This is a genomic window from Paenibacillus elgii NBRC 100335, from assembly GCF_004000865.1.
In the GTDB taxonomy this organism is placed as follows: Bacteria; Bacillota; Bacilli; order Paenibacillales; family NBRC-103111; genus Paenibacillus_G; species Paenibacillus_G elgii.
In genome coordinates this window covers 202142-226112 of the sequence record NZ_BIMB01000002.1, presented here as the reverse complement: position 1 = coordinate 226112, position 23971 = coordinate 202142, and the positions used below count along the sequence as shown (strand labels likewise).

At 53.3% G+C, this 23971-nt stretch carries 23 protein-coding genes; 15 read left to right on the top strand and 8 right to left on the bottom strand.

Features of this window, described 5'->3' with window-relative positions; genetic code table 11:
• The first annotated feature begins 57 nt into the window (after window positions 1–57).
• Window positions 58–753 (top strand): response regulator transcription factor, encoded by a 696-nt coding sequence (locus tag PEL01S_RS02635; protein WP_127459151.1) that lies wholly within the window; start codon window positions 58–60, stop codon window positions 751–753.
• Complete coding sequence (locus PEL01S_RS02630; RefSeq protein WP_127459150.1) at window positions 737–2122, top strand: HAMP domain-containing sensor histidine kinase; 1386 nt, start codon at window positions 737–739, stop codon at window positions 2120–2122. Before PEL01S_RS02635 ends, PEL01S_RS02630 begins: the two co-directional genes overlap by 17 nt.
• A gap of 70 nt (window positions 2123–2192) precedes the next feature.
• On the opposite strand, the gene PEL01S_RS02625 is transcribed toward PEL01S_RS02630, so the two are convergent.
• On the bottom strand, window positions 2193–3671 hold the full coding sequence (locus PEL01S_RS02625) for an Lsa family ABC-F type ribosomal protection protein (protein WP_127459149.1): 1479 nt from the start codon (window positions 3669–3671) through the stop codon (window positions 2193–2195).
• Window positions 3672–4067: 396 nt separating this feature from the next.
• Here PEL01S_RS02625 and PEL01S_RS02620 point away from each other — a divergent pair, with 396 nt between their 5' ends.
• Together PEL01S_RS02620 and PEL01S_RS02615 are read left to right on the top strand one after the other, a co-directional pair.
• Window positions 4068–5300: an MFS transporter gene (locus PEL01S_RS02620; protein WP_127459148.1), complete on the top strand. Its 1233-nt coding sequence runs from the start codon at window positions 4068–4070 to the stop codon at window positions 5298–5300.
• Between the two features lie 87 nt (window positions 5301–5387).
• The gene (locus tag PEL01S_RS02615; RefSeq protein WP_127459147.1) at window positions 5388–6290 is read left to right on the top strand and encodes a TetR/AcrR family transcriptional regulator; all 903 of its coding nucleotides are present in this window, start codon (window positions 5388–5390) and stop codon (window positions 6288–6290) included.
• Window positions 6291–6359: 69 nt separating this feature from the next.
• On the opposite strand, the gene PEL01S_RS02610 is transcribed toward PEL01S_RS02615, so the two are convergent.
• From PEL01S_RS02610 to PEL01S_RS02590, 5 genes are read right to left on the bottom strand one after another with little or no spacing between them, the layout of a single operon-like run.
• Window positions 6360–7073: an ABC transporter ATP-binding protein gene (locus tag PEL01S_RS02610; protein WP_127459146.1), complete on the bottom strand. Its 714-nt coding sequence runs from the start codon at window positions 7071–7073 to the stop codon at window positions 6360–6362.
• Complete coding sequence (locus PEL01S_RS02605; protein WP_127459145.1) at window positions 7066–7887, bottom strand: ABC transporter permease; 822 nt, start codon at window positions 7885–7887, stop codon at window positions 7066–7068. Before PEL01S_RS02605 ends, PEL01S_RS02610 begins: the two co-directional genes overlap by 8 nt.
• Entirely contained in the window at window positions 7887–8477 is a 591-nt protein-coding gene (locus PEL01S_RS02600) for a nitrous oxide reductase accessory protein NosL (protein ID WP_127459144.1), read from the bottom strand. Before PEL01S_RS02600 ends, PEL01S_RS02605 begins: the two co-directional genes overlap by 1 nt.
• Window positions 8474–9847 carry a right-handed parallel beta-helix repeat-containing protein gene (locus PEL01S_RS02595; RefSeq protein WP_127459143.1) on the bottom strand — a complete coding sequence of 458 codons (1374 nt, stop codon included), beginning with the start codon at window positions 9845–9847 and terminating at the stop codon, window positions 8474–8476. Before PEL01S_RS02595 ends, PEL01S_RS02600 begins: the two co-directional genes overlap by 4 nt.
• On the bottom strand, window positions 9844–10227 hold the full coding sequence (locus PEL01S_RS02590) for a hypothetical protein (RefSeq protein ID WP_063178021.1): 384 nt from the start codon (window positions 10225–10227) through the stop codon (window positions 9844–9846). Before PEL01S_RS02590 ends, PEL01S_RS02595 begins: the two co-directional genes overlap by 4 nt.
• A gap of 239 nt (window positions 10228–10466) precedes the next feature.
• On the opposite strand from PEL01S_RS02590, the gene PEL01S_RS02585 reads away from it, so the two are divergent.
• The 7 genes from PEL01S_RS02585 to PEL01S_RS02555 all read left to right on the top strand — a co-directional run bounded on the left by PEL01S_RS02585 (window position 10467) and on the right by PEL01S_RS02555 (window position 18129).
• Window positions 10467–11744 carry a hypothetical protein gene (locus PEL01S_RS02585; protein ID WP_127459142.1) on the top strand — a complete coding sequence of 426 codons (1278 nt, stop codon included), beginning with the start codon at window positions 10467–10469 and terminating at the stop codon, window positions 11742–11744.
• A 180-nt stretch (window positions 11745–11924) separates the two neighbouring features.
• The gene (locus PEL01S_RS02580) at window positions 11925–13577 is read left to right on the top strand and encodes an ABC transporter substrate-binding protein (protein WP_127459141.1); all 1653 of its coding nucleotides are present in this window, start codon (window positions 11925–11927) and stop codon (window positions 13575–13577) included.
• An 89-nt stretch (window positions 13578–13666) separates the two neighbouring features.
• Window positions 13667–14659: an iron-hydroxamate ABC transporter substrate-binding protein gene (locus PEL01S_RS02575; protein WP_127459193.1), complete on the top strand. Its 993-nt coding sequence runs from the start codon at window positions 13667–13669 to the stop codon at window positions 14657–14659.
• Window positions 14660–14684: 25 nt separating this feature from the next.
• On the top strand, window positions 14685–15695 hold the full coding sequence (locus PEL01S_RS02570) for a FecCD family ABC transporter permease (RefSeq protein WP_127459140.1): 1011 nt from the start codon (window positions 14685–14687) through the stop codon (window positions 15693–15695).
• Between the two features lie 19 nt (window positions 15696–15714).
• Window positions 15715–16710, top strand: a complete 996-nt coding sequence (locus PEL01S_RS02565) for a FecCD family ABC transporter permease (RefSeq protein ID WP_164824233.1) — start codon at window positions 15715–15717, stop codon at window positions 16708–16710.
• 32 nt (window positions 16711–16742) lie between these two features.
• Complete coding sequence (locus PEL01S_RS02560) at window positions 16743–17492, top strand: alpha/beta hydrolase (protein ID WP_127459138.1); 750 nt, start codon at window positions 16743–16745, stop codon at window positions 17490–17492.
• Window positions 17493–17586: 94 nt separating this feature from the next.
• Window positions 17587–18129 carry a TetR/AcrR family transcriptional regulator gene (locus PEL01S_RS02555; protein WP_063178031.1) on the top strand — a complete coding sequence of 181 codons (543 nt, stop codon included), beginning with the start codon at window positions 17587–17589 and terminating at the stop codon, window positions 18127–18129.
• 412 nt (window positions 18130–18541) lie between these two features.
• Here PEL01S_RS02555 and PEL01S_RS35065 read toward each other — a convergent pair whose 3' ends face one another.
• A complete protein-coding gene (locus PEL01S_RS35065; RefSeq protein WP_082866810.1) occupies window positions 18542–18640 on the bottom strand; it encodes a dihydroorotate dehydrogenase in 99 nt (32 codons plus the stop codon).
• A 196-nt stretch (window positions 18641–18836) separates the two neighbouring features.
• A complete protein-coding gene (locus PEL01S_RS02545) occupies window positions 18837–19400 on the bottom strand; it encodes a manganese efflux pump MntP (RefSeq protein ID WP_255320060.1) in 564 nt (187 codons plus the stop codon).
• Between the two features lie 125 nt (window positions 19401–19525).
• Here PEL01S_RS02545 and PEL01S_RS02540 point away from each other — a divergent pair, with 125 nt between their 5' ends.
• From PEL01S_RS02540 to PEL01S_RS02525, 4 genes are all read left to right on the top strand, one after another.
• Complete coding sequence (locus tag PEL01S_RS02540) at window positions 19526–20083, top strand: Chromate resistance protein ChrB (protein WP_127459136.1); 558 nt, start codon at window positions 19526–19528, stop codon at window positions 20081–20083.
• A 122-nt stretch (window positions 20084–20205) separates the two neighbouring features.
• Window positions 20206–21744, top strand: a complete 1539-nt coding sequence (locus tag PEL01S_RS02535; protein WP_127459135.1) for a spore germination protein — start codon at window positions 20206–20208, stop codon at window positions 21742–21744.
• Window positions 21745–22848: a GerAB/ArcD/ProY family transporter gene (locus PEL01S_RS02530; protein WP_127459134.1), complete on the top strand. Its 1104-nt coding sequence runs from the start codon at window positions 21745–21747 to the stop codon at window positions 22846–22848. It begins immediately after the preceding gene.
• Window positions 22845–23954, top strand: a complete 1110-nt coding sequence (locus PEL01S_RS02525) for a Ger(x)C family spore germination protein (protein WP_127459133.1) — start codon at window positions 22845–22847, stop codon at window positions 23952–23954. Before PEL01S_RS02530 ends, PEL01S_RS02525 begins: the two co-directional genes overlap by 4 nt.
• Window positions 23955–23971: the final 17 nt, after the last annotated feature.

Here is a 23971-nt window from a genome sequence, read left to right as displayed (position 1 = left end):
CCAGCGGATAGCTGATGGATAAGGATACGGGTATAAGGCAATCGAGGTGAAGAGCCAATCAAAACGATATTGATCATCGACGATGAAGCGGAAATTGTCGAGTTGCTCGCCGTTTATTTAAACCATGCCGGTTACGGCACAATGACGGCGGGCAACGGCGATGAAGCGTTGACGATGCTGCAGCGCGAGCAGGTTGACTTGATCATCGCGGATATTATGATGCCTCGGATGGATGGATGGGAGCTGCTTAAGAAAGTGCGGCAGAGCTCCCCGATTCCATTTCTTTTTCTCTCGGCCAAGTCGGACGATACGGACAAAATATTCGGATTGCAGCTAGGGGCGGACGATTACGTGGGCAAGCCCTTTAACCCGCTAGAAGTCGTAAGCCGGGTGCAGGCGCTGTTCAGACGCCTGGATGCCTTTACCAAGCCGGACAAGCCCGCTCCCGCCATCATCGAGATCGGTGACGTCAAACTGGATTTGGAGAGCTGCAAGCTATATAAGACCGGTATGAACAAGGAAGTCACATCCTACGAGTTCAAAATTATCGCTTTGTTGATGAGCCAAGCCGGCAGGGTATTCACGAAAGCGCAGATTTACGAGCAGGTATGGGGCGAAGAGTATATGGGGGACGAAAATTTGATTATGGTCTATATCAGCAAACTCCGCGAGAAGATCGAGCATAACCCAAGAAAGCCTGACTACCTGGTTACGATTAGGGGGTTAGGCTACCGTTTTGAGAAGAAACAATAGCATTCGCGGCCGAAGGCCGCTGAAGAAGTTGTTTGTCCGCAACTATATCGTCATTAGCGGCCTTTTGTTGGGCGCGATTGCCGTAGCGCTTGTGAGCACCGATATTCTGATGAACCGGGTGGTAGACAGGACGGGCGATTTGCCTCGGATTTCGGGGGAAGATATTTATCGGTATCCCTTCCAAAATATCGACGGGAAGCTGCTGGATCGGTACGGCGGCTGGTTTGAGGTGATCGACGAGGCGGGAGAGGTGATCTATGTCCGGGGAAATAAGGAAGACGATATCGTCCGTTACCGGGATGGACTGCTCTATGCCAAAATGGATATGCAGCGGAACGATGATTCGATCTATTATCACGCTTATTCGGTAAAGGGGCCGAATCAAGAGCCGTATATCCTGCTTTGGAAAATACCTATGCGGCTGGATAAAGTCTCTGCGGCCATAGCCATTTTTGCGGCATGTTTTGCGCTTGGCTTGCTTATCGCCGTGTATTTGTACGCCAAATACTCGGTTAAGCAAGTAGAGAAGCCAATCCGGCAAATTGTAGAAGGCATCAAAGAAATGGAGCGGCTGAATTATACGAAGCGGCTGACGTTTACGGCCGAGCAGGAGTTCGACGAAATCCGTGAGGCTTTCAACGGGTTGGCCGAGCGGCTCCAGCGAACCTCTGCCGAGAAGGAAGCGGCCGAGACCAGCCGCAAAAACATGCTCTTGCATTTATCGCATGATTTGAAGACGCCTATGACTTCAATTTACGGCTATTCCCAGTTGTTGCTGGACGATCCGTCGCTGGAGGAAAGCAGGAGGCGCAAATATATCCAATACATTCACGACAAATCTTCCTATACATCCAATTTGATTAAGGACTTGTTCGAATTAGCAAAGCTGGAAGATTCCAACCAAATATTGAAAAGAGAAAAAGTAAACGTCACCAAATGGTTTCAACAGATTGTGGCGGAATGTTATTCCGAAATCGAGGACAAAGGGTTCGGACTGGATGTACAGATTCCGGAAGAGCCGCTGCCGGTGATGCTGGACCATGTGCATATGAAACGCGTCATCATGAATCTGATCGGAAATGCGCTCAAGTTCAATGCAGCGGGAACGGTGCTGTTCGCGTCTTGCGAAAGTAAGGACGGCCGGGCTGTGCTGTGGCTTGGAGATGACGGAATTGGCGTACAGGAGCCGATCAGGGAACACATCTTCGAGGAATTTACACGTGGGGCCGGGGCGGTGAAAGACAGCACCGGATTAGGCCTCGCCATCTGCAAAAAAATCGTTACGCTGCACCAAGGCACGATTGAACTGGAAGCGGACCGTCGGTATTCCACGATGTTTCGGATCAGCTTGCCATGTGCGGATGCATAAAAGGCAGCGGCAGCTTCGGACGCGAAAATAACTTCCGGACTGCCGTTGCCTCTATTCGGCTTGCGCCCATTTAAAGTTTAATAACCTTGGTAGCGATATTTTTGCAAAATTCGCTGTCATGCTCCACAAAAAGAATGGTCGGCGAATGCTCAAGCAGCAGTTCCTCGATTTGCATGCGCGAAATCACATCGATAAAGTTCAGCGGCTCATCCCAAATATGCAAATGAACCTTTTCGCAAAGACTTTTTGCCAGCAGCACTTTCTTCTTTTGGCCGCCGCTGAAGGCTGATATATCCTTGTCAAACTGAACTCTGGAGAAATCCAGCTTTCTTAGGATCGATTTAAACAAGCTTTCGTCAATCCCGCTGCTTCTGGCGTAATCCGTTAAATTTCCCTGCAAATGCGAAGTATCCTGCGAAACATACGATATTTTCAGCTGGCTTCCCTTTCGGAACGTGCCGGTATATGCGATATCCTCGCCGCAAATCAGCTTGATAATGCTTGATTTTCCAGAGCCGTTCGCACCCGAAAGCGCGATTCGCTCACCTTGCTCAATCGTAAAGCTGATATCGGTGCAGACCGTCTTCTCCCCGTAATAAATGGAAACGTGGTCCAGTTCGGCGAGCTGATTTTTATGAAAGGGAAGTTGGGTAATCTTTAAGCTCTCCGAGCTTTCGATATTTTTCAAGAGCTGCGACTTTTCCTCGATCGCGTTTTGCTGCCGGTGTTCCATGGATTTGGAGCGTTTCATCATTTTGGCAGCCTTGTGCCCGATGTACCCTTTGTCCACCTTGGAGCCGGAATTCCTTGTTCCGTTCTTCGTTTTTTCCACTTCATGCGACCAATTGCTCGTTCGTTTGGACGCTTCCGACAAGCGTTTAATGTCTTTTTTCAGCTTTTCGTTCTCGCCAAGCTCAAATTGGTCTTGTCTTTGCTTATTTTCCCACCAATCGGAAAAATTTCCTTTTTGAATTTCGATGTCGGTTTTATTGATGGACAGAATATGGTCTACGCAGCGATCCAGGAACGACCTGTCGTGAGAGACGAGAATAAAGCCGTTTTTCGTATTGAGATATTGACTGACCAGTTTTCGGGCGTTCATGTCCAGGTGATTGGTCGGCTCGTCAATCAACAGAAAGCTGTTTTCCTTCAGAAATAAAGCGGCCAGCAATACTTTCGTTTGCTCGCCATTGGACAAGGAAGCAAAGGGCCGATATAGAACATCCTCCGACACCTTGAGCAGCGAAAGCTCGCGCATCAATTCCCAGTGAAGGTAATCCGGGTAGATGTCGCCGATGACATCGATTGTGTTCTGCTCCTTGTTCTCTACATGGAATGGAAAATACTCGAAGCTGACCTTGGCGGAAATCGTTCCGCTGTATTCATACTTCCCAAGCAATAGGTTGAGGAAGGTGGTCTTGCCTCTTCCGTTCCTCCCCGTAAATCCAAGTTTCCAGTCGGTATCGATTTGAAAGCTTACGTCCTCAAATAAGTTATCGTAACTGCCGTCATAGGCAAACGTCAGGTTGGTTACATTGATTAATGACATGGAATAGATCCTCCTGTACAAAAATAGAAGAGCTGCAAGAAAGTTACCTTTCCCACAGCTCAAATAAATACAGCAAATCCAACCCTGACATAGAGTTAGATAAGGATATATTGTTTGAGTGAAAAGATATCGTAACTTTCTTGCATACAAATAATAAAACATGCGCTCATGTCGCTGTTTTGTTTTACTATTTTATATTTCTTAGCAAGAAAGTTATTTTACATTATATCTTTTCAGCTCCCGTCATTAATTTAGAGCCATCTTATCATAACTATTTGTTAATTTCAACTATTTGACTTCACGGAAAGGGGAGGATATAATTTCAAATGACCTGATGGTCATTTATAGAACTTATTGGTCAAAATGAGATTGAAATTTGCAAGTGAGGTGAATGTTATGACGAAAACCGGATCAAATTGGGGACCGCTCGTCATTTTGATGGTGAACATGTTCATTACGATGGTGGGAATGGGACTGATCATCCCCATTTTGCCTAAATTCATTACGGAATTCGGGGCAAGCGGCCAGGACATGGGATATCTTGTCGCTGCTATGGGAGTGACGCAGCTCCTATTTTCGCCTATTGCGGGCGAGATGTCCGATAAATACGGACGTAAAATCATGATTGTCGGGGGGATTGGGGTATTTGCCTTGTCCCAGCTGCTGTTCGGGCTGGCTGGTCAGATGTGGCTGCTTTACGTGTCCAGGCTGCTCAGCGGAATCGGGGCGGCGCTCCTGACACCGGCGATGATGGCCTACGTGGCCGACATTACGCAGGAGAAGGATCGCGGAAAAGGATTGGGCCTGTTCAGCGCCTCCATGTCGCTGGGCGTCGTGATCGGGCCCGGCATCGGCGGATTTCTGGCCGACTACGGGCTGCGGGTTCCGTTCTATGTGGCGACGGCGATCGCCGGCGTGTCGGTGCTGCTGTCCATGCTGTTCCTGCCGGAGACGCAAAGCCGGGAAGCGAGGCAATTGGCCCGGACGGCGGAGAGAAAGCGGGAAAATCTGTTCAAGCAATTGCTTAGCTCGTTTCGCGCGCCGTACTTCGTGCTGCTTCTGCTTGTTTTCATGCTGACGTTCGGTTTGATGAATTTTGAAGCTGTGATTAGTTTATATGTAGACGTGAAGCACGGATTTACGCCGAAGGACATCTCGCTGATGATTACGCTCGGCGCGTTGGCGGGAGTTTTCACTCAGGCTGTTCTATTCGAAAGGCTGCTGCGGAGGTTTAGCGAGCGTCAAATTCTTATTGCTATGTTTTTGCTTTCCGCCGTTATGATGCTGGCGGTCCTCGTGACGAAGACGTACGTTTCCGTTTTTGCCGTGACCATTCTGTTTTTCGTCGCCACGACGATTATCCGGCCGGCCGTCAATACGCTGTTGTCCAAAATGGCCGGAAACGAGCAGGGGTTCGTAGCAGGGATGAACAATGCCTATATGAGCTTGGGTACGATTGCGGGACCATCCATTGCCGGCGTACTGTTCGACGTGAACGTCAATTATCCTTATGTGCTCGGAGCGGCTTTCATGGTGGCAAGCACGGCCATGCTGATCGGCTGGAAGGATCGAAATCGGGTAGGAAGTACAATACCGTTACAAGAAGGCGCCGCAGCCGTTCGGGACTAGGACGGAGCTTGCAAGTTACTTGCGTATCCGCTATAGTCGCTATGACGGAAACGAAGCAGACCATACAAGTTTCGGGGCGGTGTAACGGTGGAAGAGAAGTGGAACGAGAAGAAGCGGCATATCCTGTTTGCTGCGATGAAGCTGTTCGCTGCGAACGGGTATGTGCAGACGACGATGCAGGAAATCGCCGAAGCTTGCAAAATGTCCAAAGGTAGCGTGTATCAGCAGTTTTCCTCCAAGGAAGCGCTGCTGCTGGATATTTTTAAATTCTTTTTTAAGCGTTTGAACGACGGGATGCAGCTCGTGGAACGCGAACGGCAGCTGGGCCCGAGGGAGCGCCTGGAGCGGAAAATACTCGTCTGCCTTCGTCTGTGGATCGAATATCCCGAATTTTTCACGATGCAGATGCGGGAAAACGGAGGCTTCGTAAATCAGGAAATTCGGGATTACTTGAAGTGGATGGATACCGAGATCAGTATGTTTTTTATGGACAGCCTCGTTGGCATTTACGGGGACGGCTACGCGCCCTATGCACCGGAAGGCGTATTGCTATTAAGCAGCTTGCTGTCGACCTACATGGGCTTGCAGTTGGTCGAGAAGATCACGTTGGTACCGGATGAAGTATGCAGCCATATCCTGCATATCGTCGACGCGGTAGCGGAACGCGTGCTGCGGGAGAAGCCGCGCCCTCTTTTGAACGAAAGCAATTGGCCGAGGCTGAAAGAGGTATGCGCGAGAAATGCGAAGTCGGCTCATCCGCTCCTGCTTGTGAAGCGATGCCGGGAACGGCTGGAACGGCTCTCCGAAGGGGAGGAACGCAATGAGGCGCTTGAGTCTCTGACGGTGCTGGAGCAGGAGCTGGTCGAGATCCGTCCGCGCAGGGTCATCGTGCTCGGCATGCTGGCGAATCTGAAGCGCTCCTCGGAGCTGGCCGATTTGCTGGCGGAGCTGGAGGCGGCGTGTAAACAGGCGGGACTTGTTCGCGGATAGTGAAAAAGCCTTGTTCTCTTCCCTTGGAAAGAGGACAAGGCTTCTTTGTTGATTCCAGACGAAATGCGCTTAAGCCATAAATTCCGTAAACGCTCCGTCCAGTCCCTTCGGACCGTAGTGCTCCCGGAACTCGTCGATGGAGCCCTGCCTCACCAATTCCCCGTTCCGCAGGAACATGGCCCGGTCGGCGACGGATTCGGCCACCTGCAGGTGGTGCGTCGAGAAAATGACGGCGCGGCCTTCGCGTTTTACTTCTTCAATGAGATGCACGAACGATTGCAGCCAGTACGGATCGAGGCCGTTCGTCGGCTCGTCCAGCACGAGCAGGGGCGGGTCCCCGAGTAGCGCTTGCGCGAACAGGAGCCGTTGCCGCATCCCTTTGGAGAAGGAGGTGACGGGCTTCTGCTGCACCTCGGCCAGGCCGACCTTGTGCAGCAGCTCCTGGACGCGGGACGGCGGCACGCTGCGGAGCTTCGCCCAGAACGTGAGCGTCTCCCGCGCGGATAGCGCCTGCCCGAACACGTAGTCGTCGGGCATGTAGCCGACGGAAGCAGCGTAGCGCATCCGGTCGGCGCGCCATTGGAGGCCGCACGCCTCGATGGAGCCTTCGGTCGGCTGCGAGCTGCCGACGATCATGCGCAGCAGCGTGCTTTTGCCCGCTCCGTTGCCGCCGCACAGCGCCATCACCTGCCCCGGATACAGCTCCAGATCGACTCCCTTGACGATCGGCTGCTTGTTGATTGTTTTGCGGACATTCGTCAGCTTTAGCACCGGTTTAGCCACGCGACCGCCCCCTTTCCCAGAGCACGACGGCGGCGCCCAGACAACCGGCGATCCAGACGGCTGAGACGAGCAGGAACAGAAGAGTGCCGCTCGTCCCGCGAATCCACCCGATCCATTCGTAGTATTCGGGCCCGAGCACAGACCCTCCGCTCAGCTTGACGACGATGAACAGCCGGACCAGCTCCGCCGGATTGAACAGGGTGAGCACGGCCAGCGCCGGTTTGATCCACAGGTACGGCAGCAAGCCGAGCACGGCGACAAGCAGCGTCGGCCAGCCGATCACGGTGAAGAACCAGATCGCCACGCCGTACGTCAGCGCCTGCCAGCGGTTTTTGGCGAGCGTGCCGACGATGGCGGCCACAGCCAGAAACAGCAGCACGATGCCGGCCGAGAAAGCCAGGAACAACGTGAAGGTTTTCACATCAAACGGCTTTCCGGTAAGCTGTCCGACGACGCCGGTCAAGCCGTAGCCGAAGGCGACGATAACGAGCAGCACGGCGGCGATGCCTGCATATTTGCCAAGCACGAACGCGGGCGTGCCGAGCGGATAAGCGGAGAGCAGCTGCCAGCCGCCTTCTTCCTTTTCCGCGGTCAGCGAGAAGGAGCCGAGCAGCAGTGTCATGAGCGGCAGCAGGTACAAGATCAGGTTCAGCATCGTTCCCGTGACGCTGGAGTATCCTTCAACGACCCGGCTGGAGTGAATCAGCAGCAGGGCTAGGCTGAACAAGGAAAAGAGCGCAAGGAACGAGTATGCCCACGGGTTGCGGAAGCCGATTCGCATCTCGCGAATCGCCACAGTCAGCATCGGTTTCATTAGTGTGCGACCTTCGGCTCTTCTTTCTTCGCTTCGCTGCCGCCATGACCGTCCTTCATGTCTTTCATATCTTTCATGTCTTGTTTGCCTTCATCGCCAGGCTTGTGGCTGTCTTTCATATGCTTCATCTTGTCCGAATTGCGTTCCCACGTATGAGAGCCCAGCTCGGAGCCCGTCATCAGCTTGCCTTTTCCGTTCTCGGCGATGAATTTCTCCGCCGTCGCTTTATCCTTAAACGAATAGATGCCGTAAGCCATCGGCGATTTGAACGATTTGTCGTACACGTAGTAAGCCTTCTCCAGCTCGATCCATTCCTTGGAATGGTAATCCCGGACGAATGTCGCTCCGACCTGCTCGGTGCCGTTTTTGCTCTTCCATTCGTTGTAGCAGCCGATATCGTCGAATTTCAGCGATTTGCCATCCTTCAGAACCGCTTGCGTTGCGAACTGGTCGTCTTTCACCTGCATGTTGCACACGGCGCATTTGTCCGTCGCTTCGTTGATGGCCTGCGGCTCGTATTTTTTGGCTCCGCATGCGGACAGCACCAGAATGATCATGACGATGGCCAGACTTAAAGTAATTTTTTTCATTTTCTTCGAACCCCCGTTACGAATATGGTTGTTACGGCGCTCCCCAGCAGGAGGAGGCTGACGATTAGCGTTCCCGCCGTTTCAGATCCGGCCGGCAGACGGTAGGCGTCCGCTGCGTAAGGCTTCATCGCCGGCGCCCGGTCGGTTGTCCAAGCTCGCTTGGACGAGGTCAGCATGCCTTCCAGAAACGCCATGCCGGGCGACTGGAAGAACAACTGGAACGGCGGAGTCGTTTTGGTCATCTTCTGAAAAAAAGGATTGATCGCATACGGCATATCGCTGAACCCGTCTCCGTCCAGATCGACGCCTTGGAAGCTGTCCCAATAGTTGCCTTTCACGTCGTTATTCTGGCTGTCCGTCGCTTCGGCCGGGATCACGTTGCCTTGAAAATCGTTGCCCTGAAACCGGTTGTTCTCGGATTCTTTGAGCTGCAGGCCCACGTAGTTTACGGTCACCCGGTTGCGCTCCAGCACGTTCTTCTGCGCTTGCTCGACGTAGATGCCGACGCGGTTACCCTCCAGACGATTGTCCGCGAAGACGGAATCGCTCGCGTCGAACAGCAGCAGGCCTTGGGAGTTGACGTTCTCGCTTTGTTTAACGAACGTGTTGCCCGTGACCTCCACGCTTTTGACGGCCATCACCATCGCTCCCGTGATGTTGCGCGCCCCGGTGTTGCCCCGGATCGACGAGTCGTTGACGTACATGAAATGCACGCCGTACCGGGACTCGTTCACCTCGTTCTGTTCTACTCGGATGCCGTTGCTGTTCTCGATGTAGATGGCGTCGTGCATACCGGTGACGGTGTTGCCTGCGATCACGTTGTCATGGGAGGCGTACAGATCGATGCCGTTGCCCTTCTCCGTCATCTTGACGTCCGGCCCCGCCCAACCGACGGTCGTGCTGCGGATCGTGTTGCGGCTTGCGTCCCGCAGATGAATGCCGGAGGACACCGTCTCGATCCGCAGATTCTCCAGTGTGCTGTCGGCGCCGGAAAGCAGCACGGCGGCCGTAGTCTTGGCTCCCGTATCCCGGATCGCCAGACCCGCTATCGCGGAACGGTCGGCACGGAGCTCTACCGCCGGCTGATCCGACTCGTTGACGATCTGTGTTCCGTCCGCGCCTTCGATCCGCAGCGGCTTCGCGACGATGGCGGGCCCCAGGTAGGTCCCCGCCGCCAGCTTCAGCGTGCCGCCGGGCGGCGCTTCGTCAATGAGCTGCTGGAGCGGGATTTCCTTCCCGCTGCTTCCACTGTTGCTGCTGCTTTCGGCGCAGACCGCCGTGGACGGCAGCACCGCAAGTGCGAACGCCAGCAGCGCGACGCGCAGGGCGGACCCGTGCGGCATCAGGCTGCGGATGCGGTTGCGGCTCATGAAGCGACCTCAATCTTCTTTTTCTTGATGATGTGCAGGTCGCCGATGTACAGATGCACGTAGACGGTGTACGTTCCCGGCTCCTTCAATTCTTTTTCCGCGGAGTACGCGTTTCCTTCCGGCTTCGCATTCAAATACGACAGCGTATCGTTTTCGGACTTGCGAATGTCGAAGGCCAGGGTGGCTTTGGTCGATTCCGGTACACCGCCTATCGTGGCGGTATACTTGGTGACGACGTTCGCCTTGGGCGGCGAAGGCTCGGTCGTCAGCGTAACCTCCACCTCCGACGGGTCGACCGGACGCTCGGAGGTGGAGCAGGCGGTTATCATAGCCACCAGCAGCAGGCCAAGCAGGACCGTTAGCATTCGTTTACGATTCATCTCATCACTCCTTACAAAACAGGCAAGCACCCTCATTGTATAGAACGGAATGCAGGTTGCCCATAGCCCGGTCGGGCTATCGGAGGCGGTTTCCTGTGAAGATAAAATGAACTTTTTGGCAAAAGCCGCCAACAGGTTGAAGGGAGCGGTCCGGAGGAGCGCAGGGGAAGGTTCTGTTTTTTATACCATTTTTATGGTAGGATCAGAAATGGAAAACTTTTGGTTTTTTTGAAAAGGAGATGGACGACATAAGCAAATGGCTCATTTTACTTTTGGCCGCAGCGGTAACCCTCCCGTCGGGATCGCAGATCGCCCTTGCCGACCAGAAGTCTGCAGACCAAAAGCCTGCGGATCAGAAGCTTGCCGAACCGAGCGCGATGCCTTATATTACTTTGCTTGACGATTTTAAACTGTACGCCAGCAATAAAACGAAACCGGATGAAGTCCTGGGCTCCATCAGCGCTTACCAGTCTGTGAAGCTCGCCCCGATTGATAGCGACAGGCTGCTCTATATTACGAATATGGACAAAGTGCCGGTCGAGACGTGGCTTGGCAAAGCGTGGATTAACCTGAAGGAAGGGGCGTACAAGTACGGCCAGCTGCAGAAGCAGGAACAGACCTTGACTCTGCTGGACCCCCAGACCCCGCTTTATGACTCCCGGATGAAAATAACCGGAAACAGCCTCTCTCCGCAGCAGGTTCAGGCGGTCGCCTCCATCGATGCATGCGATCCGTACACGCCCTGCCGCACGTCGGCGAAGTGGCATTTGATCCGAACCTCTTGGCTGGGAGAGCAATGGATTCTTTCGGAGCATTATGCGGAGTATTACGAGGGCGTAGGCCAACCGGTTGATGGCATGATTCCCATTGCGCGGGAGAGCGAGGTGTACAGCCTGCCCTTTGAAAAGCCGTTGGCCGACGAGCCGAAGCTGCCTCCTCAAGTATTGAAGCCTGTGGGAAAGTATACCCGCCAGGCCCGCATGGTTCCTCCGATTGTCTGGTACCAGATCGAGACGCCGAACGGGTTGCGATGGATACGCTGCAGCGACGACTATGGGCTTGGCATTGAAGGATTGGAGCAGGTCGATTGGAAGCTGGACATTCCCGTTCCGTTCCATTACTTTAAAACTCCTGCGATCTACTCTACCTATACCGAGAAAATAGGGGCAGAACAACCGGCCCAAACCGTTCAGGTCATTGGGAAAATAGGCAACTGGTATTTTACGGTAAGCGAGGGCGTCGGGAAATGGATCAATCCGTCCATGGAAATCGCCTCGCGATTGACCGGCGATTTCGAGCAGGATACCAAGCTCGGGGTGCAGCTAAGCAGCGAACGGCTTGAGCTTACCGGGACCTCGATCGGGTTCGATATCCCTTATGTGGAAAATCAGCCTGCGGAAAAATGGCTCACGTTTACCCCGCAAACCGTTACGGCATCGCGGGTTTGGAAATCTCCCAACGGGGAGTCCTGGTATTACATCCACACCTGGCAGGGCGCCAAGTGGGTGAGGCCGTAAAGCCCTAGACGATTTGACGATTGAACTGAAAAATTAGACCTTCGAATGCCACTTTTACGGTGGCTCGGAGGTCTATTTTTCTTTTGCCGGACGCCGCTCTCATCGACAAAGAGGTGTTTTTTTTGATATACTTCAAAAAACGTATTGAGAATCATTATCATATAGGGCGGTGCACAGCTTATGAATTCAGGCATCACGGAACCGGGAGATCGGGTGGTCACTTGGCTGGACGGTACGCATTGGAAGCTTCGGGACGTTGAAGCGGTCAAAGGAGACGGCGAATGGCGCATGGAGCAGCAGCTCGCGAATTCGTACGTGCTGCTTGCGGTGACGAAGGGACACGGGCGATTGATCGTGGACCGGAAGGAAGGGCGACTCCGCCAGGATTCTGCTTATGTGTGCTCTCCGGGCCAGACGTTCGGCGCCGCTTCAGATTCGGCCGAAGGGTTGAGCCTGTTTTTGTTCCGGTTTGACTTGTACCGGGAGACGGAGCAGGACGAAGAGCAGCTCCGGTTCGAGAAGGAACGAGGCTTGTTCTGGGTGCAGGACGAAATTCCGATGGTTCCCGCCGCGCAGATGATTACGCTATGCGACGTCGTGAGCCGCCATTGGCAGAGCGGCGAGGAAACCGGACGCCCGCGCGCCCGCCTTGCCTTTCGTGAGCTGATCTATGGCGTCATGAAAAATGTCGGGCTCTCCGCGAGAAAAGATTCGGAAGCCGCCATCCGGCGGACGAAAGACTATATGGAGCGTCATTTCAATGAAAGCTTGTCGATCGAGCAGCTCGCCCGGATGGCCGGGGTCAGTCCCAAATACTACGTGGAGTTGTTCAAAAAAACGTACGGCAGCAGCGCCATCGATTACTTGACGGAACTGCGTATGACGCGGGCCAAGCAGTTGATGGCCGGTTCGAACGTCAGGCTGCGGGATATTGCCCAGCAGGTCGGCTACAGCGACGAGTTTTATTTAAGCCGAAAGTTCAAGCAGGAAGTCGGCGTATCGCCGACAGTGTATATGAAGAACCGCAGCCGCAAGGTCGCCGCCTACAGCCCGGCCATCATCGGCCAGCTTGTGGCGCTGCGGATGCTGCCATATGCCGCCCCGCTTCATCCGAAGTGGACGGCTTACTACTACGAAACGTACCGCAACGATATTCCCGTTCATCTCAGCGCTTACCGCAACAATATGGATTGGGAAACGAATATTGACACGCTTCGCAAAGCGCGGCCGGACGTTATTCTGAGCCGCACCGGGCTGGACGAGGAAGAGCAGGATAAGCTGAAGCAGATCGCTCCGCTCGTGCAGGTGCCTTGGGCCGAAAAGAACTGGCGGGAGCAGCTTCAATTTACGGCGGAGTTTTTCGGGGCGTCGAAGGAAGCGGAGCTGTGGTTGAGAGAGTACGACCGCAAGGTGGAGTCCGTTCGGGAACAGATTGCCCGCGAGGCGGGGGACGATACGGTTCTGATCCTGCGTATTTATAAGGACGAATGCCACGTGTTCAGCAACCGGAGCATGCGGGAAGTGCTGTATGGCGATCTGCAAGTGAAGCCGGCTTGTCCGGTCGGCTGTATCGTTCTCAATGAGCCGATTACGCTGGATCGCCTGGCGGAGATCGACGCGGACCGCCTGCTGCTGCTCGTCCGCCAAGAGCCGGAATCGCTGGCTCATGCCAAACGGCTAAGCAGCGCTTCCACATGGCAGGATTTGAAAGCGGTCCGGAAGCATCGGGTGCACCGCATTCCTTCCGACCCGTGGCACGAATATTCCGCCACCGCCCACGATCGGATCGTCGATGCGGCGCTGCATCTGTTTTCCGACAATTATCCAAAGTGACTCCGGAAATCGTCCATGGTTTAAGGGGGGAGGGTAGTTTATAATCGCAAATGAGAATCGTTATCAATGAGAGGGGATTTTGCAAGATGATGAAACGTAGATGGTCAGGAATAGGAGCTGCGGCGCTGCTGGCGCTTGCCTTGTCCGCTTGCGGCACGGCAGGTCAGGGGAAAGAGCAGCCGGCGGCTTCGACAGGAACCGAGAAACCGGCGGCAGCGACCAAAGACGCCGCGGCTCCGGCGACCAAAACGATCAAATATCTCGGCAAGGATTACACGGTGCCCGGCAAAACGGACCGAATCGTCATCAGCGGCGCGATGGAAGCGATGGAGGATGCGCTGGTGCTGGGCGTGAAGCCGGTCGGCGCGATTACCGTAGGGGGCAAATTTCCGAAGATGTTCGAAAGCATCACGCAAGGCGTGGAAAGCACCGGCGAAAAAATGCAGCCGAATATCGAAGGCATTTTGAAGATGAAGCCGGACGTCATTCTGGGCTCTTCGAAGTTCCCGCCCGAAATGGCGGAGAAGCTGGCGAAAGTCGCGCCGACGTTCCCGGTGTCGCATATTTCGACGAACTGGGAAGCCAACCTGCTGCTGCTGGGCGAGCTGACCGGCAAGCAGGAGCAGGCCAAGCAGGTGCTGCAAAAGTATAAGGAAGACGTGACGGCAGCCAAAGCGAAGCTCGGCGATCGTTTGAAAGACAAGAAGATCGTCTCCCTGAGAGTCCGGACCGGCAACTTGTACATTTATCCCGAAGGCGTGTTCTTCAACGCGTCGCTGTATGCCGATCTCGGCTTTACGGCTCCTCCGGAAGTGAAGGCCGCTAAGGCGCAGGAGCTCATCTCGATCGAGAAATTCAGCGAAATGAACCCGGATTACATTTTCCTGCAATTTTCCGAGGACGAAAACAAAGACACGCCGAAGGCGCTGGAGGATCTGCAAAAAAATCCGATCTGGCAGAGCATCCATGCGGTGAAAAACGGCAAAGTATTCGTCAATGTCGTCGATCCGTTGGGGCAGGGCGGCACCTCGTGGAGCAAAATTCAATTCCTGAAAGCAGCTGTGGAAAAGCTGGCCTCCTGATTCCAGGCAGGCGAGCCGACAAAACATGAGACAAGCATACAAGCTTCACCCGGCGTGGATCTTATGGCTTTCGCCGGTTGCGATCGTCCTCTCGATCATTTTATCCGTCCGTTTCGGCTCCAAAACGATCGATGCAGGCACGCTCTGGCAGGCGTTCGCCAATTTCGACCCGGGCAACGTCAATCATCAAATCGTGATGCACTCCCGCGTCCCGCGCGCGGTCGGCGCGCTGCTCATCGGCGCTTTCCTGGCGATGTCGGGAGCGCTCATGCAGGGGATGACAAGGAACTACCTTGCATCCCCTTCGATCATGGGGGTGACCGACGGCTCGGTATTCGCCATTACGGTCTGCATGATCGCGCTGCCCGGCTCTTCTTCGATCGAAATGATCGTGTATTCGTTCATCGGCTCGGCGTTCGGCGTAGGGCTTGTCTTCGGACTGGCGTCACTGCTGCCGGGCGGGATGTCTCCGGTCCGGCTGGCGGTGACGGGCACCGTGATCGGCACGTTTCTCGGCAGCATGGCGACCGCGTTCTCGACGTATTTTCAGGTTTCGCAAAAAATCGGCTTTTGGTATAACGCCCGTCTGCATCAGATGGACCCGAATCTGATCAAGCTGGCGATTCCTTTTGCCGTGGTCGGGGTTGTGCTTGCGCTGCTCATCTCGAAATCCGTGTCGATTCTTTCCTTGGGCGAGGAAGTGGCGGTCAGCCTCGGACAGCGCACGCTGCTCGTTAAAGTGGTCGCGATGCTTGCCGTCATTCTACTTACGGGCATTTCCGTGGCGCTGGCCGGCAAGATCGCCTTCGTCGGCTTGATCGTCCCGCATATTACCCGTTTTCTCATCGGCCTCGATTACCGGTGGATCGTGCCGTGCGCCGGTGTGCTGGGCGGGGTATTTCTTGCCTTGTGCGATGTCGCAAGCCGCTTCATGAACTACCCGTTCGAGATGCCGATCGGCGTCGTGACGTCCTTGGTCGGGGTTCCTTTCTTTCTGTATCTGATCCGGAAGAAGGGAGGGGAACAGCGTGCATAATCAATCAACCGGCAAGTACATGGCGGTACTGCTCGGAGCGGTCGCGCTGATCGTCACCGCCGCCTACCTGTCTCTGACGAACGGGTCTTTCGACATGACGGTGGGCGATATCGTTCGAACGCTGCTTCGGATCGATCCGCAGCCCGAGCAGGACCTGGTCATCTTCGATTTCCGGCTGCCCCGGATCGTTATTGCTGCTTTGGTCGGCTTAGGGCTGGGCGTGGCTGGAGCGGCGATCCAAGGCGTCACGCGCAATGGGCTGGCCGATCCGGGAATTTTGGGCATCAACGCCGGCGCGGGTGCGGCGGTCGTCATCTTTATGTTTTTTTTCAGCGGGCAGATCAAGGGAGCAGGCTGGTTCTCTACGATGGCGATGCCGTTGTTCGGTTGGGCCGGCGGTCTAACCACGGCCGCGTTTCTGTACCTGTTCGCCTGGAAGGATGGCAAGCTGGACCCGCAGCGCGTCCTTCTGGTGGGCATCGCGACCGCTTCCGGCCTCGGCGCAGTTGCCATGTACATCAGCCTGAAAATGAACCCGTCCGATTTCGAGATGGCCACGGTCTGGATGACCGGCAGCATCTACAACGCCAACTGGAAGTTTATTGTCTCCATGCTCCCGTGGCTGGTCATTCTAATTCCCGTCATTGTGAGCAGGTCGTATACTCTGGACTTGCTCCAGTTGGAGGAGAACAGCGTCAGAAGCTTGGGCGTCGCTGTGGAAAAGGAACGGATGATCCTGCTGCTCGGCAGCATCGGGCTGGTGAGCGCTTGCGTCAGCGTGTCGGGAGGGATCGGCTTCGTCGGCCTGATGGCCCCTCATATCGCCAGACGTCTCGTAGGCATCCGGCACGTCCGCATGGTCCCTGTCTGCGGCCTGATCGGCATGGCGCTGGTCGTCGTATCGGACTTTATTGCGAAGACGGTATTCTCGCCCGCCGAGCTGCCTGTCGGTATTGTCATATCGATCATCGGCGTGCCGTATTTTGTGTATTTGTTATTTAAGGCCAGAGCCTGATGCAAGGGCTGGCCCCAACCCGGGAGGGCGTTATGCAGGGAAAAATCATAGTCGAATCGTTCGATGGCAGGGAGATAGCCGTTTATCTCCCGCCCTCGTATTTTACTAGCGGGGCGGCATACCCGGTCGTTTATGTACAGGATGGAAGCTATTTGTTCGATTCCTCCATGGAGGAGCTGGAACGCAGGTTTGAGAGCGGGGAACTTCGTGAGCTTATCTTCATCGGCATTACGCCGTTCGAGCGGAATGACGAATACACACCGTGGCTTGCCCCCTCGCTGGCGGACACGACCCGGAATTTCGGCGGAAAGAGCGCCGACTATCTCGCCTTCGTTACCGGCCGGTTGAAGCCATGGGTCGATGAGAAGTACCGGACATCCCGCCTGCCGGAGGAGACGGGCATCGCCGGCGGGTCGTTCGGTGGCTTGGTTTCGCTTTATGCCGCTTATTTGCATCCCGACGTGTTCGGCCGGTTCGGGCTGCTGTCCGCTTCCTTCTGGTACCCGGACTTCATGGAGTATGTGAGAACGAAGCCGATGGACGCAGCGGGACGCAAAATCTACATGTATGTAGGAAGCATCGAAGGCATCCATAAACCGGGCGCCCAGAAAATGATGGTACCGTACACCCGCGAAGCGCATGCGATATTGACGGAGCGCGGGCTCGGCGGGGATTGGTTGCGGCTCGAAATCGAAGACGGTGCGGGTCACGAAGCGAAGTATTTCGTCAAACGTTTTCCGGAAGCGATGACTTGGCTGTTTCCGGCGGAAACCGGTTCTTGAAATTTCCGGCCGGTCCGCGTATAGTACAGTTAGTAATTAATAACTAACTGATCGAAGAGATCGGCCGGAGCACTCCGGTTTCGCAGGAGGAACGATGGGCAAGATGAAGTCGAAGACCGGCGAGCCTGCCGCAGCGAACCGCAGAGAAGAAATATTGGAAGCCGCCGTAGCGGTGTTCGCGGAGCATGGCTACTACAGCGCCACTACGGCGCAAGTTGCGGAGCGGGTAGGCATTTCGCAGCCTTACGTGTTCAAATTTTTCAAAAGCAAAGCGGAGCTGTTCGCCGCCGCGCTCAAGCTGGCCTTCGAGCGCATCGTCCGTGCGTTCTCGGGGGTGGATGCGTCTTCGGACCGGCTGGAGCAGGCGATGATTCAAGCTTACGAAGAGCTGATGCGCACGCATCATCATGAGATCGTTTTGCAAATGCAAGCGATGGTCATCAAGGAAGAGCCGATCCGCCAAGTGATGCGGGAAGGCATGCATCAGGTGACGGCTTCTGTGGAGGCGCGCTTTCGCGAAGCGGGCATCGCACAGCCGGAGGTGGCGGTCAGCATATTCATGGCGAACGGCATGCTGTGTAACATTTCAGCCGTTCTGGAGATGCCCGAGCTTAAGCCGAAGCACCCGGATCGCTAATCATTATTTCTTCTTATTAGGTAAATACCGTGCTTCCTCTGGATGTATCCCCATAGACTGATCTCATCAAGCTGATCATGCACTCTGGGAGGAGAATGCTGCATGGAGCCAACGACTGACTTGGAAAAACTCCGGATGAGATTATGGGATCGATACTTAAGCTTAAAGGACCGGAACAACATTTCTTTTGATCAATATTGGTATGAATTTCTGATTAGATATTCGATAACGGATGAAGATATGAATGGGGAAACAGCCGCGAAATGAGAACGGATATTAAGGAGGCCCTTGTTCATTAAAGTAATCGTACTTCATTACTTCGACGGACAAGGGTTCTTTTCGTTGTACGGTTACTCCACTGTAGAAAAAAAAGCCGCACGCGGCGGCTTTCTCAAAAAAACTCGTTTTAATATCAGAACCACAAACTGCAGCTAACAATGACCAGCAAAATGAAAAGAACCAGAATAACACCTGTGGAAGTAAAGCCGCCGAAACCTCTAGTACAACTCATTAGTCAACACTCCTCTTATTGGATTGAGTACCGTTATTACCTCCCCGGTAACTCTTAATCATAGAATATTCAAATACAAAGCAAAGGTATGGACAGGTGACACGCGGCAAGTGACATGAAATTATACATACCCATCGGCTGAAGATCAACGGCTCGTCCGCTTGCTGCCAAAGCTCTGTTCATTCCTTGAAGAAGTCTAGTCATGGAATAAACGTATTATGGCATCAATAAGTAACCATAGCCCAAGCAATCCAAGAACGATGCCGGCTAATTTCTCTGACCATTCGCCAAGGTATCGTTTCAACTTTGAACTAAACGTAAGTCCCAAAAACGTAAAAACGAATGCTTGAAGCGCAACTAAACTAATGGTTAACGCAATAGGGACTCCAACAAGACCGATGGAGAAACCAACTGCCAATTCATCCAAACTGATGCTGAGCGCTGTTACAATCAATGTCCATCCAACCAAATTCCGTTCCAGCTTCTCTTCCGCCTCATCCTCGTCTTCAAAAAAGATCAACCAGACGGCTACCGCTAACAGAGCAATTCCGCCAATTAACGAAGCCCAATGGCCAATGAGTTGACCCACGCCTTGTCCGATAAATAGCCCAATTAAAGGCATTAATGCTTCCGCGCACGCAAAAGCAAGGGCAATTTTCATTTTTCCTTTTGTTTTAACAAACCCTAAAGAAATGGAAATCAGAAGCGTATCCAATCCAAGTGATAAAATCAAAGCAATCATCTTCAAAGCAACCAACACGATTCCCTCCAACGTTGTAAAATAATGAAACAGGTGTTACATTTAATTCTATAGTATATTAATTCGAAAAATGAAACAAGTGTTTCATTTTTAATCTCAAATCACTGCTTGGGAGGGCAATTATTTTGAGAGAAAAGCGGAAGTGGCTTATATTATCGTACCGTGTACCTGCAGAGCCATCTACATTGCGTGTCCGGGTTTGGCGGACGCTCAAATCCATGGGGGCTTTTTATTTACAGCAATCCGTATGCGTGCTCCCTCTTACGTCAGATATTCAAGGGAAAGCCACTCAACTTCAAAACCTCATTGCCGACAATCATGGCGAGGTGAACTTGTTAGAGGTTGAGCAGTTTTCAGGCATTACGGAAGAGCAGATGGTCGCTTCGTTTAATCAACAACGTGAAGTCGAGTATAAGGAATTTATCGAGAGTTGTAATGTCTTTCTTGAAGAAATTAAAAAGGAAACAAGCATAGGGAATTTCTCTTATCATGAAGTAGAAGAAAATGAGGCAGAACTGGTTCGACTCAAAAGATGGCATCGAAAAATATTGAACCGCGATTTTTTCCAAACGAAATATACTGCGGACAGCCAAAAAAAATTGGATGAGTGCGCAGCTTCACTCAAGCGTTTTACGCAGCAAGTATACGAAGAAGAGGGGAACAAAGAAGGCGAATTGATGTAAAGTGTATGAGATTTTGTCGCAAAATGATTACGCCGAAATCGTGAAATGATGACGTATAACTTTGCCATGGAAACCACATCCTAACGTGTAACTTATTCTCTCTAACACACAGGATGATCGCCATGGCTTTTTTGCATAATTGGATTCGAGGAAAGAAGAGCTTTGCGGCGCAAGCGCAGGCGAACCATAAGCTGAATACCCCGATCAGCTCCGTATTAGCGCAAAATATAGCCGATTTGCACGAGCTGTTCAGTCAGACGCCCGATTTGGTCGTTCGTCATTTCGTGATCAAACAGACGGGCAACCAGGCGGCCATCGCTTATTTGGACGGGCTCACGGACAAAAACGCCCTCAACCACGACGTGCTGCGCCCGCTTCAATTCGAAGCGGATGCGGGCGCGCCGGACAATTTGCCCCGGGTGAACGTCGGGAATGTCCGGACCTTAAGTCTGTGGTCCGAGCTCGAAATGGCGATGCTGCGGGGCGTCAGCATCTTATTCGAGGATGGCCGCAGCGAAGCCGCCGTTTTCAATACGCAGGGATGGCCGCAACGGGCGATCGAAGATCCACAGCTCGAGGCATCGCTTAAGGGGGCGCATCAAGGCTTTGTCGAAACCGGCAGCCAGAATATCGCACTGATCCGCCGTTACATCCCGAATCGAGAACTGAAAATGAAGGAGCTGACGATTGGCCGTCGGGGGAACGCCCTCGTATCCATCTTATATATGGCCGATATCGTTCATCCCGAAGTGTTGAAGGAAATCGAAGACCGCATTCGCCAGGTGGACATCGATGCCATTATTAACACGGGGGAATTGGCCGAGCTGATCGAAGACAACCCGTACTCGCCTTTCCCGCAGTTTATCGCCACCGAACGTCCGGATTCGGCTGCCGCCCAATTGCTGCAAGGGAGAATCGTCGTCGTCGTCGATCGTTCGCCCAGCGTACTGATCGGCCCAGCGACGTTTTCCTCGTTTTTTCAAAGTGTGGACGATTACAGTACACGCTGGATGGTCGCGTCTTTTATACGTCTGATGAGGTTTGGCGGATTTACCTTAGCCGTTTTTTTACCGGCGTTGTATATCGCCGTCATTTCCTTTAATTACGAGATCATTCCGCTGCAGTTGCTGTTGTCGATCGGAGAATCCCGGGCTCGCGTTCCGTTTCCACCGCTTGTCGAAGCGTTGCTCATGGAAATTACGCTGGAAATGATGCGCGAAGCGGGGGTACGGCTCCCGGCGCCGATCGGACAAACGGTCGGGATCGTCGGGGGCATCGTGATCGGGCAAGCGGCCGTCTCCGCAGGAATCGTCAGCAACATCATGGTTATCGTGGTCGCTTCCACGGCGATCGCTTCGTTTATTATCCCGAATTATGATATGGCTTCGGGCGTCCGGCTGCTTCGATTTCCGATGATGATTATCGCCTCGATGTTCGGCATTGTAGGCATCGTGATCGGCATGATGACCTTGATCGGGCATTTGATTTCACTGGAATCGCTGGGCACGCCTTACGGCAATCCGATTGCCCCGATGCGGTTCGCGGATATGAAAGACACGTTCGTTCGTCTGCCCTTATGGCGCATGAAGGCGCGTCCTAAGAGCTCACGGGCCGTTAATTCGCAAAGAATGGGTGACAACCATCCGAAAGGTGACGGCTGAATGAAGAAGTATGCGTTTAACGAGATCACGCTGATGCAATATATTTTGGCGATTCACGGGATGCAGGTCGGCATCGGTGTGCTCCAGCTCCCCCGTCTGCTGGCGGAGAAGGCGGGAACCGACGGCTGGATATCCTTGGTCATCGGCTGGCTGGTCGCCCTTGCTGTCAGTCTGGTAATCATCCGGATCATGAAATATTACCCGGAGGGAACGATTTTGGAGCTCCTGTCCCATTATTTCGGTCGTTGGGCGGGAAAGCTTGGAGCGCTCGTTTTTTGTGCATACTTCTTTTTCTTTTTCTTTATTGTCATTGTCCGGTCCGTGCTTTTTTTGAAGCTGTGGATTTTGCCGCAGACCCCGGATGCGATGATCATGTTTTTGTTTATGATCCCGAAATACCTCATTGTTCCGGGAGGCGTGCGCATTTTGGGCAGGTATGCGGAGCTGGTTTTTTATATGGCATTATGGGTTCCGTTCTTTTACCTGATTCCTTTGTCGGCCAGCCATCACTGGCTTCATCTCCTTCCCGTACTGAAGGAAAGCTGGAGTACCATATTTGAGACGTCCCTGACGACCATCGTGTCTTTCCTGGGGTTTGAAACGGCTTTTTTCCTCTATCCCTTCTTGCAAAAGAAACAGTCCGCTTCCAAAGGAATAATCGTCGCCAATATCCTCACTATGATCATTTATCTGGGGGTTACGCTCGTCTGCTTCGTGTTCTTTAGTCCGGACGAAATTACGCGGTACAACGAACCGACGCTTAGCGTACTGAAGGTGACGGAGCTCCGGTTTGTCGAGCGGATGGAAATTGTTTTCCTGGCTTTTTACCTGTTTATTCTGTCGACCACTGCGATGCCGATGATGTACTTTACCATTTTTTGCTCGAACTGGCTGTTCGGCACGAAGGCTTTTCGGGGACACTTTCTGGTCGTGGCGGCGGTTGTTGTCGCTTATGCCGTTTTCTTTGTGCCAACATTTCCCCAGAGCGATAAGTCTCAGAAAATTTTCGGCAACATCGCGCTGTTTCTTTGCTTTGCCCTGCCCTTCGTTCTATGGTTTCTGCTGTGGATGAAAACTCGTTCTGCTCGGAGGAAGCTTACATGAAACGATGGCTTTCGCTCGGACTGCTGGTTCTTCTGTTCGTATCCGGCTGCAGCAGCGATAAGATCAATGTCGAGGAGTTAACGCTCGGCTTAATGCTTGGCATGGATCTCGACCAAGATAACCATATGGTGTATTACTTGTCCAGCCCTGTATTTAACAAGGAAGCGAAGAAGAAGAACGAAGAGTTCGGCCGCAAGACGGAAACGCTTCGCCAATCGATGACGGGGTTCGACGCCATGACGACGGGGCTGACCATTCGGGGGAAGGTGCAGGTTATGCTGATAGGGAAGCGCGTGCTGCAGCATCCGGATTGGTTCCGATTGCTCGATGTCGCATACCGGGACGCCAAGTATTCCGTGAACGCCAGAGTCATCGCTGTGGACGGTCCGGTTTCGGAGATCATTAACTTCTACCCGTTGGATAAGCCGCGGCTGCCCCTGCATATGACCAGATTGATCGATACGGCCAACCGGAGGAGCATCACCGTGAAAACGACGCTGCAGGAGCTGCACCGGCAAATGTATGAGAAAGGGGTGACGCCTTCCATTACTGAAGTAAAAAAGAGCAAAGCCGTTGAGGTGACGGGAACGGCCGTGCTGAACGAACGCGGGAAGTATGCGGAACTGCTTAACTTGCAGGAGAGCACGCTGCTGCTTATTTTGCAGGAGAGCGCGAAGGAAATGAACCTTTCCGTTCAAATTCCGGGAGAGGACAAGCAGGGACCGATCCGCCGAAGCGCGATCACCTTTCGGGTCAAAAGTGTCAAGACGAAAATTAAAACCAAGTACGTCCAAGACAGGTTTCAATTCGATATCGATATCAAAATGCCTATTGCTTTGTCGGAGAAATTATTCCCGTATGACGTAAGAAAAGGGGGAGACAAGCTGCAGAAAGCCATTGGAGAGCAGTTGAAGCGGCAATTCGAACAACTAATCCACAGTTTTCAAAAGCATGGAACCGATCCGGTCGGTTTCGGGCTGCACGCCCGTGCTTATGAGTATCAAGCGTACAAGAAGGTGCAGGAGCATTGGGGCGAAGCGTTCGCCAAGGCTGATGTGAAGCTATCCGTGAAAACGGAAATTACCGATATGGGGCCGGTCAAATAAGCGATGCCCGAGCCGTT

Excerpts from the sequence above, each read along its gene's own strand:
- PEL01S_RS02625 (WP_127459149.1), bottom strand. The coding sequence starts at position 3,671 with ATGTCATTAATCAATGTAACCAACCTGACGTTTGCCTATGACGGCAGT.
- PEL01S_RS02620 (WP_127459148.1), top strand. The coding sequence starts at position 4,068 with ATGACGAAAACCGGATCAAATTGGGGACCGCTCGTCATTTTGATGGTG.
- PEL01S_RS02605 (WP_127459145.1), bottom strand. The coding sequence starts at position 7,887 with ATGAAACCGATGCTGACTGTGGCGATTCGCGAGATGCGAATCGGCTTC.
- PEL01S_RS02600 (WP_127459144.1), bottom strand. The coding sequence starts at position 8,477 with ATGAAAAAAATTACTTTAAGTCTGGCCATCGTCATGATCATTCTGGTG.
- PEL01S_RS02595 (WP_127459143.1), bottom strand. The coding sequence starts at position 9,847 with ATGAGCCGCAACCGCATCCGCAGCCTGATGCCGCACGGGTCCGCCCTG.
- PEL01S_RS02590 (WP_063178021.1), bottom strand. The coding sequence starts at position 10,227 with ATGAATCGTAAACGAATGCTAACGGTCCTGCTTGGCCTGCTGCTGGTG.
- PEL01S_RS02585 (WP_127459142.1), top strand. The coding sequence starts at position 10,467 with ATGGACGACATAAGCAAATGGCTCATTTTACTTTTGGCCGCAGCGGTA.
- PEL01S_RS02580 (WP_127459141.1), top strand. The coding sequence starts at position 11,925 with ATGAATTCAGGCATCACGGAACCGGGAGATCGGGTGGTCACTTGGCTG.
- PEL01S_RS02575 (WP_127459193.1), top strand. The coding sequence starts at position 13,667 with ATGAAACGTAGATGGTCAGGAATAGGAGCTGCGGCGCTGCTGGCGCTT.
- PEL01S_RS02570 (WP_127459140.1), top strand. The coding sequence starts at position 14,685 with ATGAGACAAGCATACAAGCTTCACCCGGCGTGGATCTTATGGCTTTCG.
- PEL01S_RS02565 (WP_164824233.1), top strand. The coding sequence starts at position 15,715 with ATGGCGGTACTGCTCGGAGCGGTCGCGCTGATCGTCACCGCCGCCTAC.
- PEL01S_RS02560 (WP_127459138.1), top strand. The coding sequence starts at position 16,743 with ATGCAGGGAAAAATCATAGTCGAATCGTTCGATGGCAGGGAGATAGCC.
- PEL01S_RS02555 (WP_063178031.1), top strand. The coding sequence starts at position 17,587 with ATGGGCAAGATGAAGTCGAAGACCGGCGAGCCTGCCGCAGCGAACCGC.
- PEL01S_RS35065 (WP_082866810.1), bottom strand. The coding sequence starts at position 18,640 with ATGAGTTGTACTAGAGGTTTCGGCGGCTTTACTTCCACAGGTGTTATT.
- PEL01S_RS02535 (WP_127459135.1), top strand. The coding sequence starts at position 20,206 with ATGGCTTTTTTGCATAATTGGATTCGAGGAAAGAAGAGCTTTGCGGCG.
- PEL01S_RS02530 (WP_127459134.1), top strand. The coding sequence starts at position 21,745 with ATGAAGAAGTATGCGTTTAACGAGATCACGCTGATGCAATATATTTTG.
- PEL01S_RS02525 (WP_127459133.1), top strand. The coding sequence starts at position 22,845 with ATGAAACGATGGCTTTCGCTCGGACTGCTGGTTCTTCTGTTCGTATCC.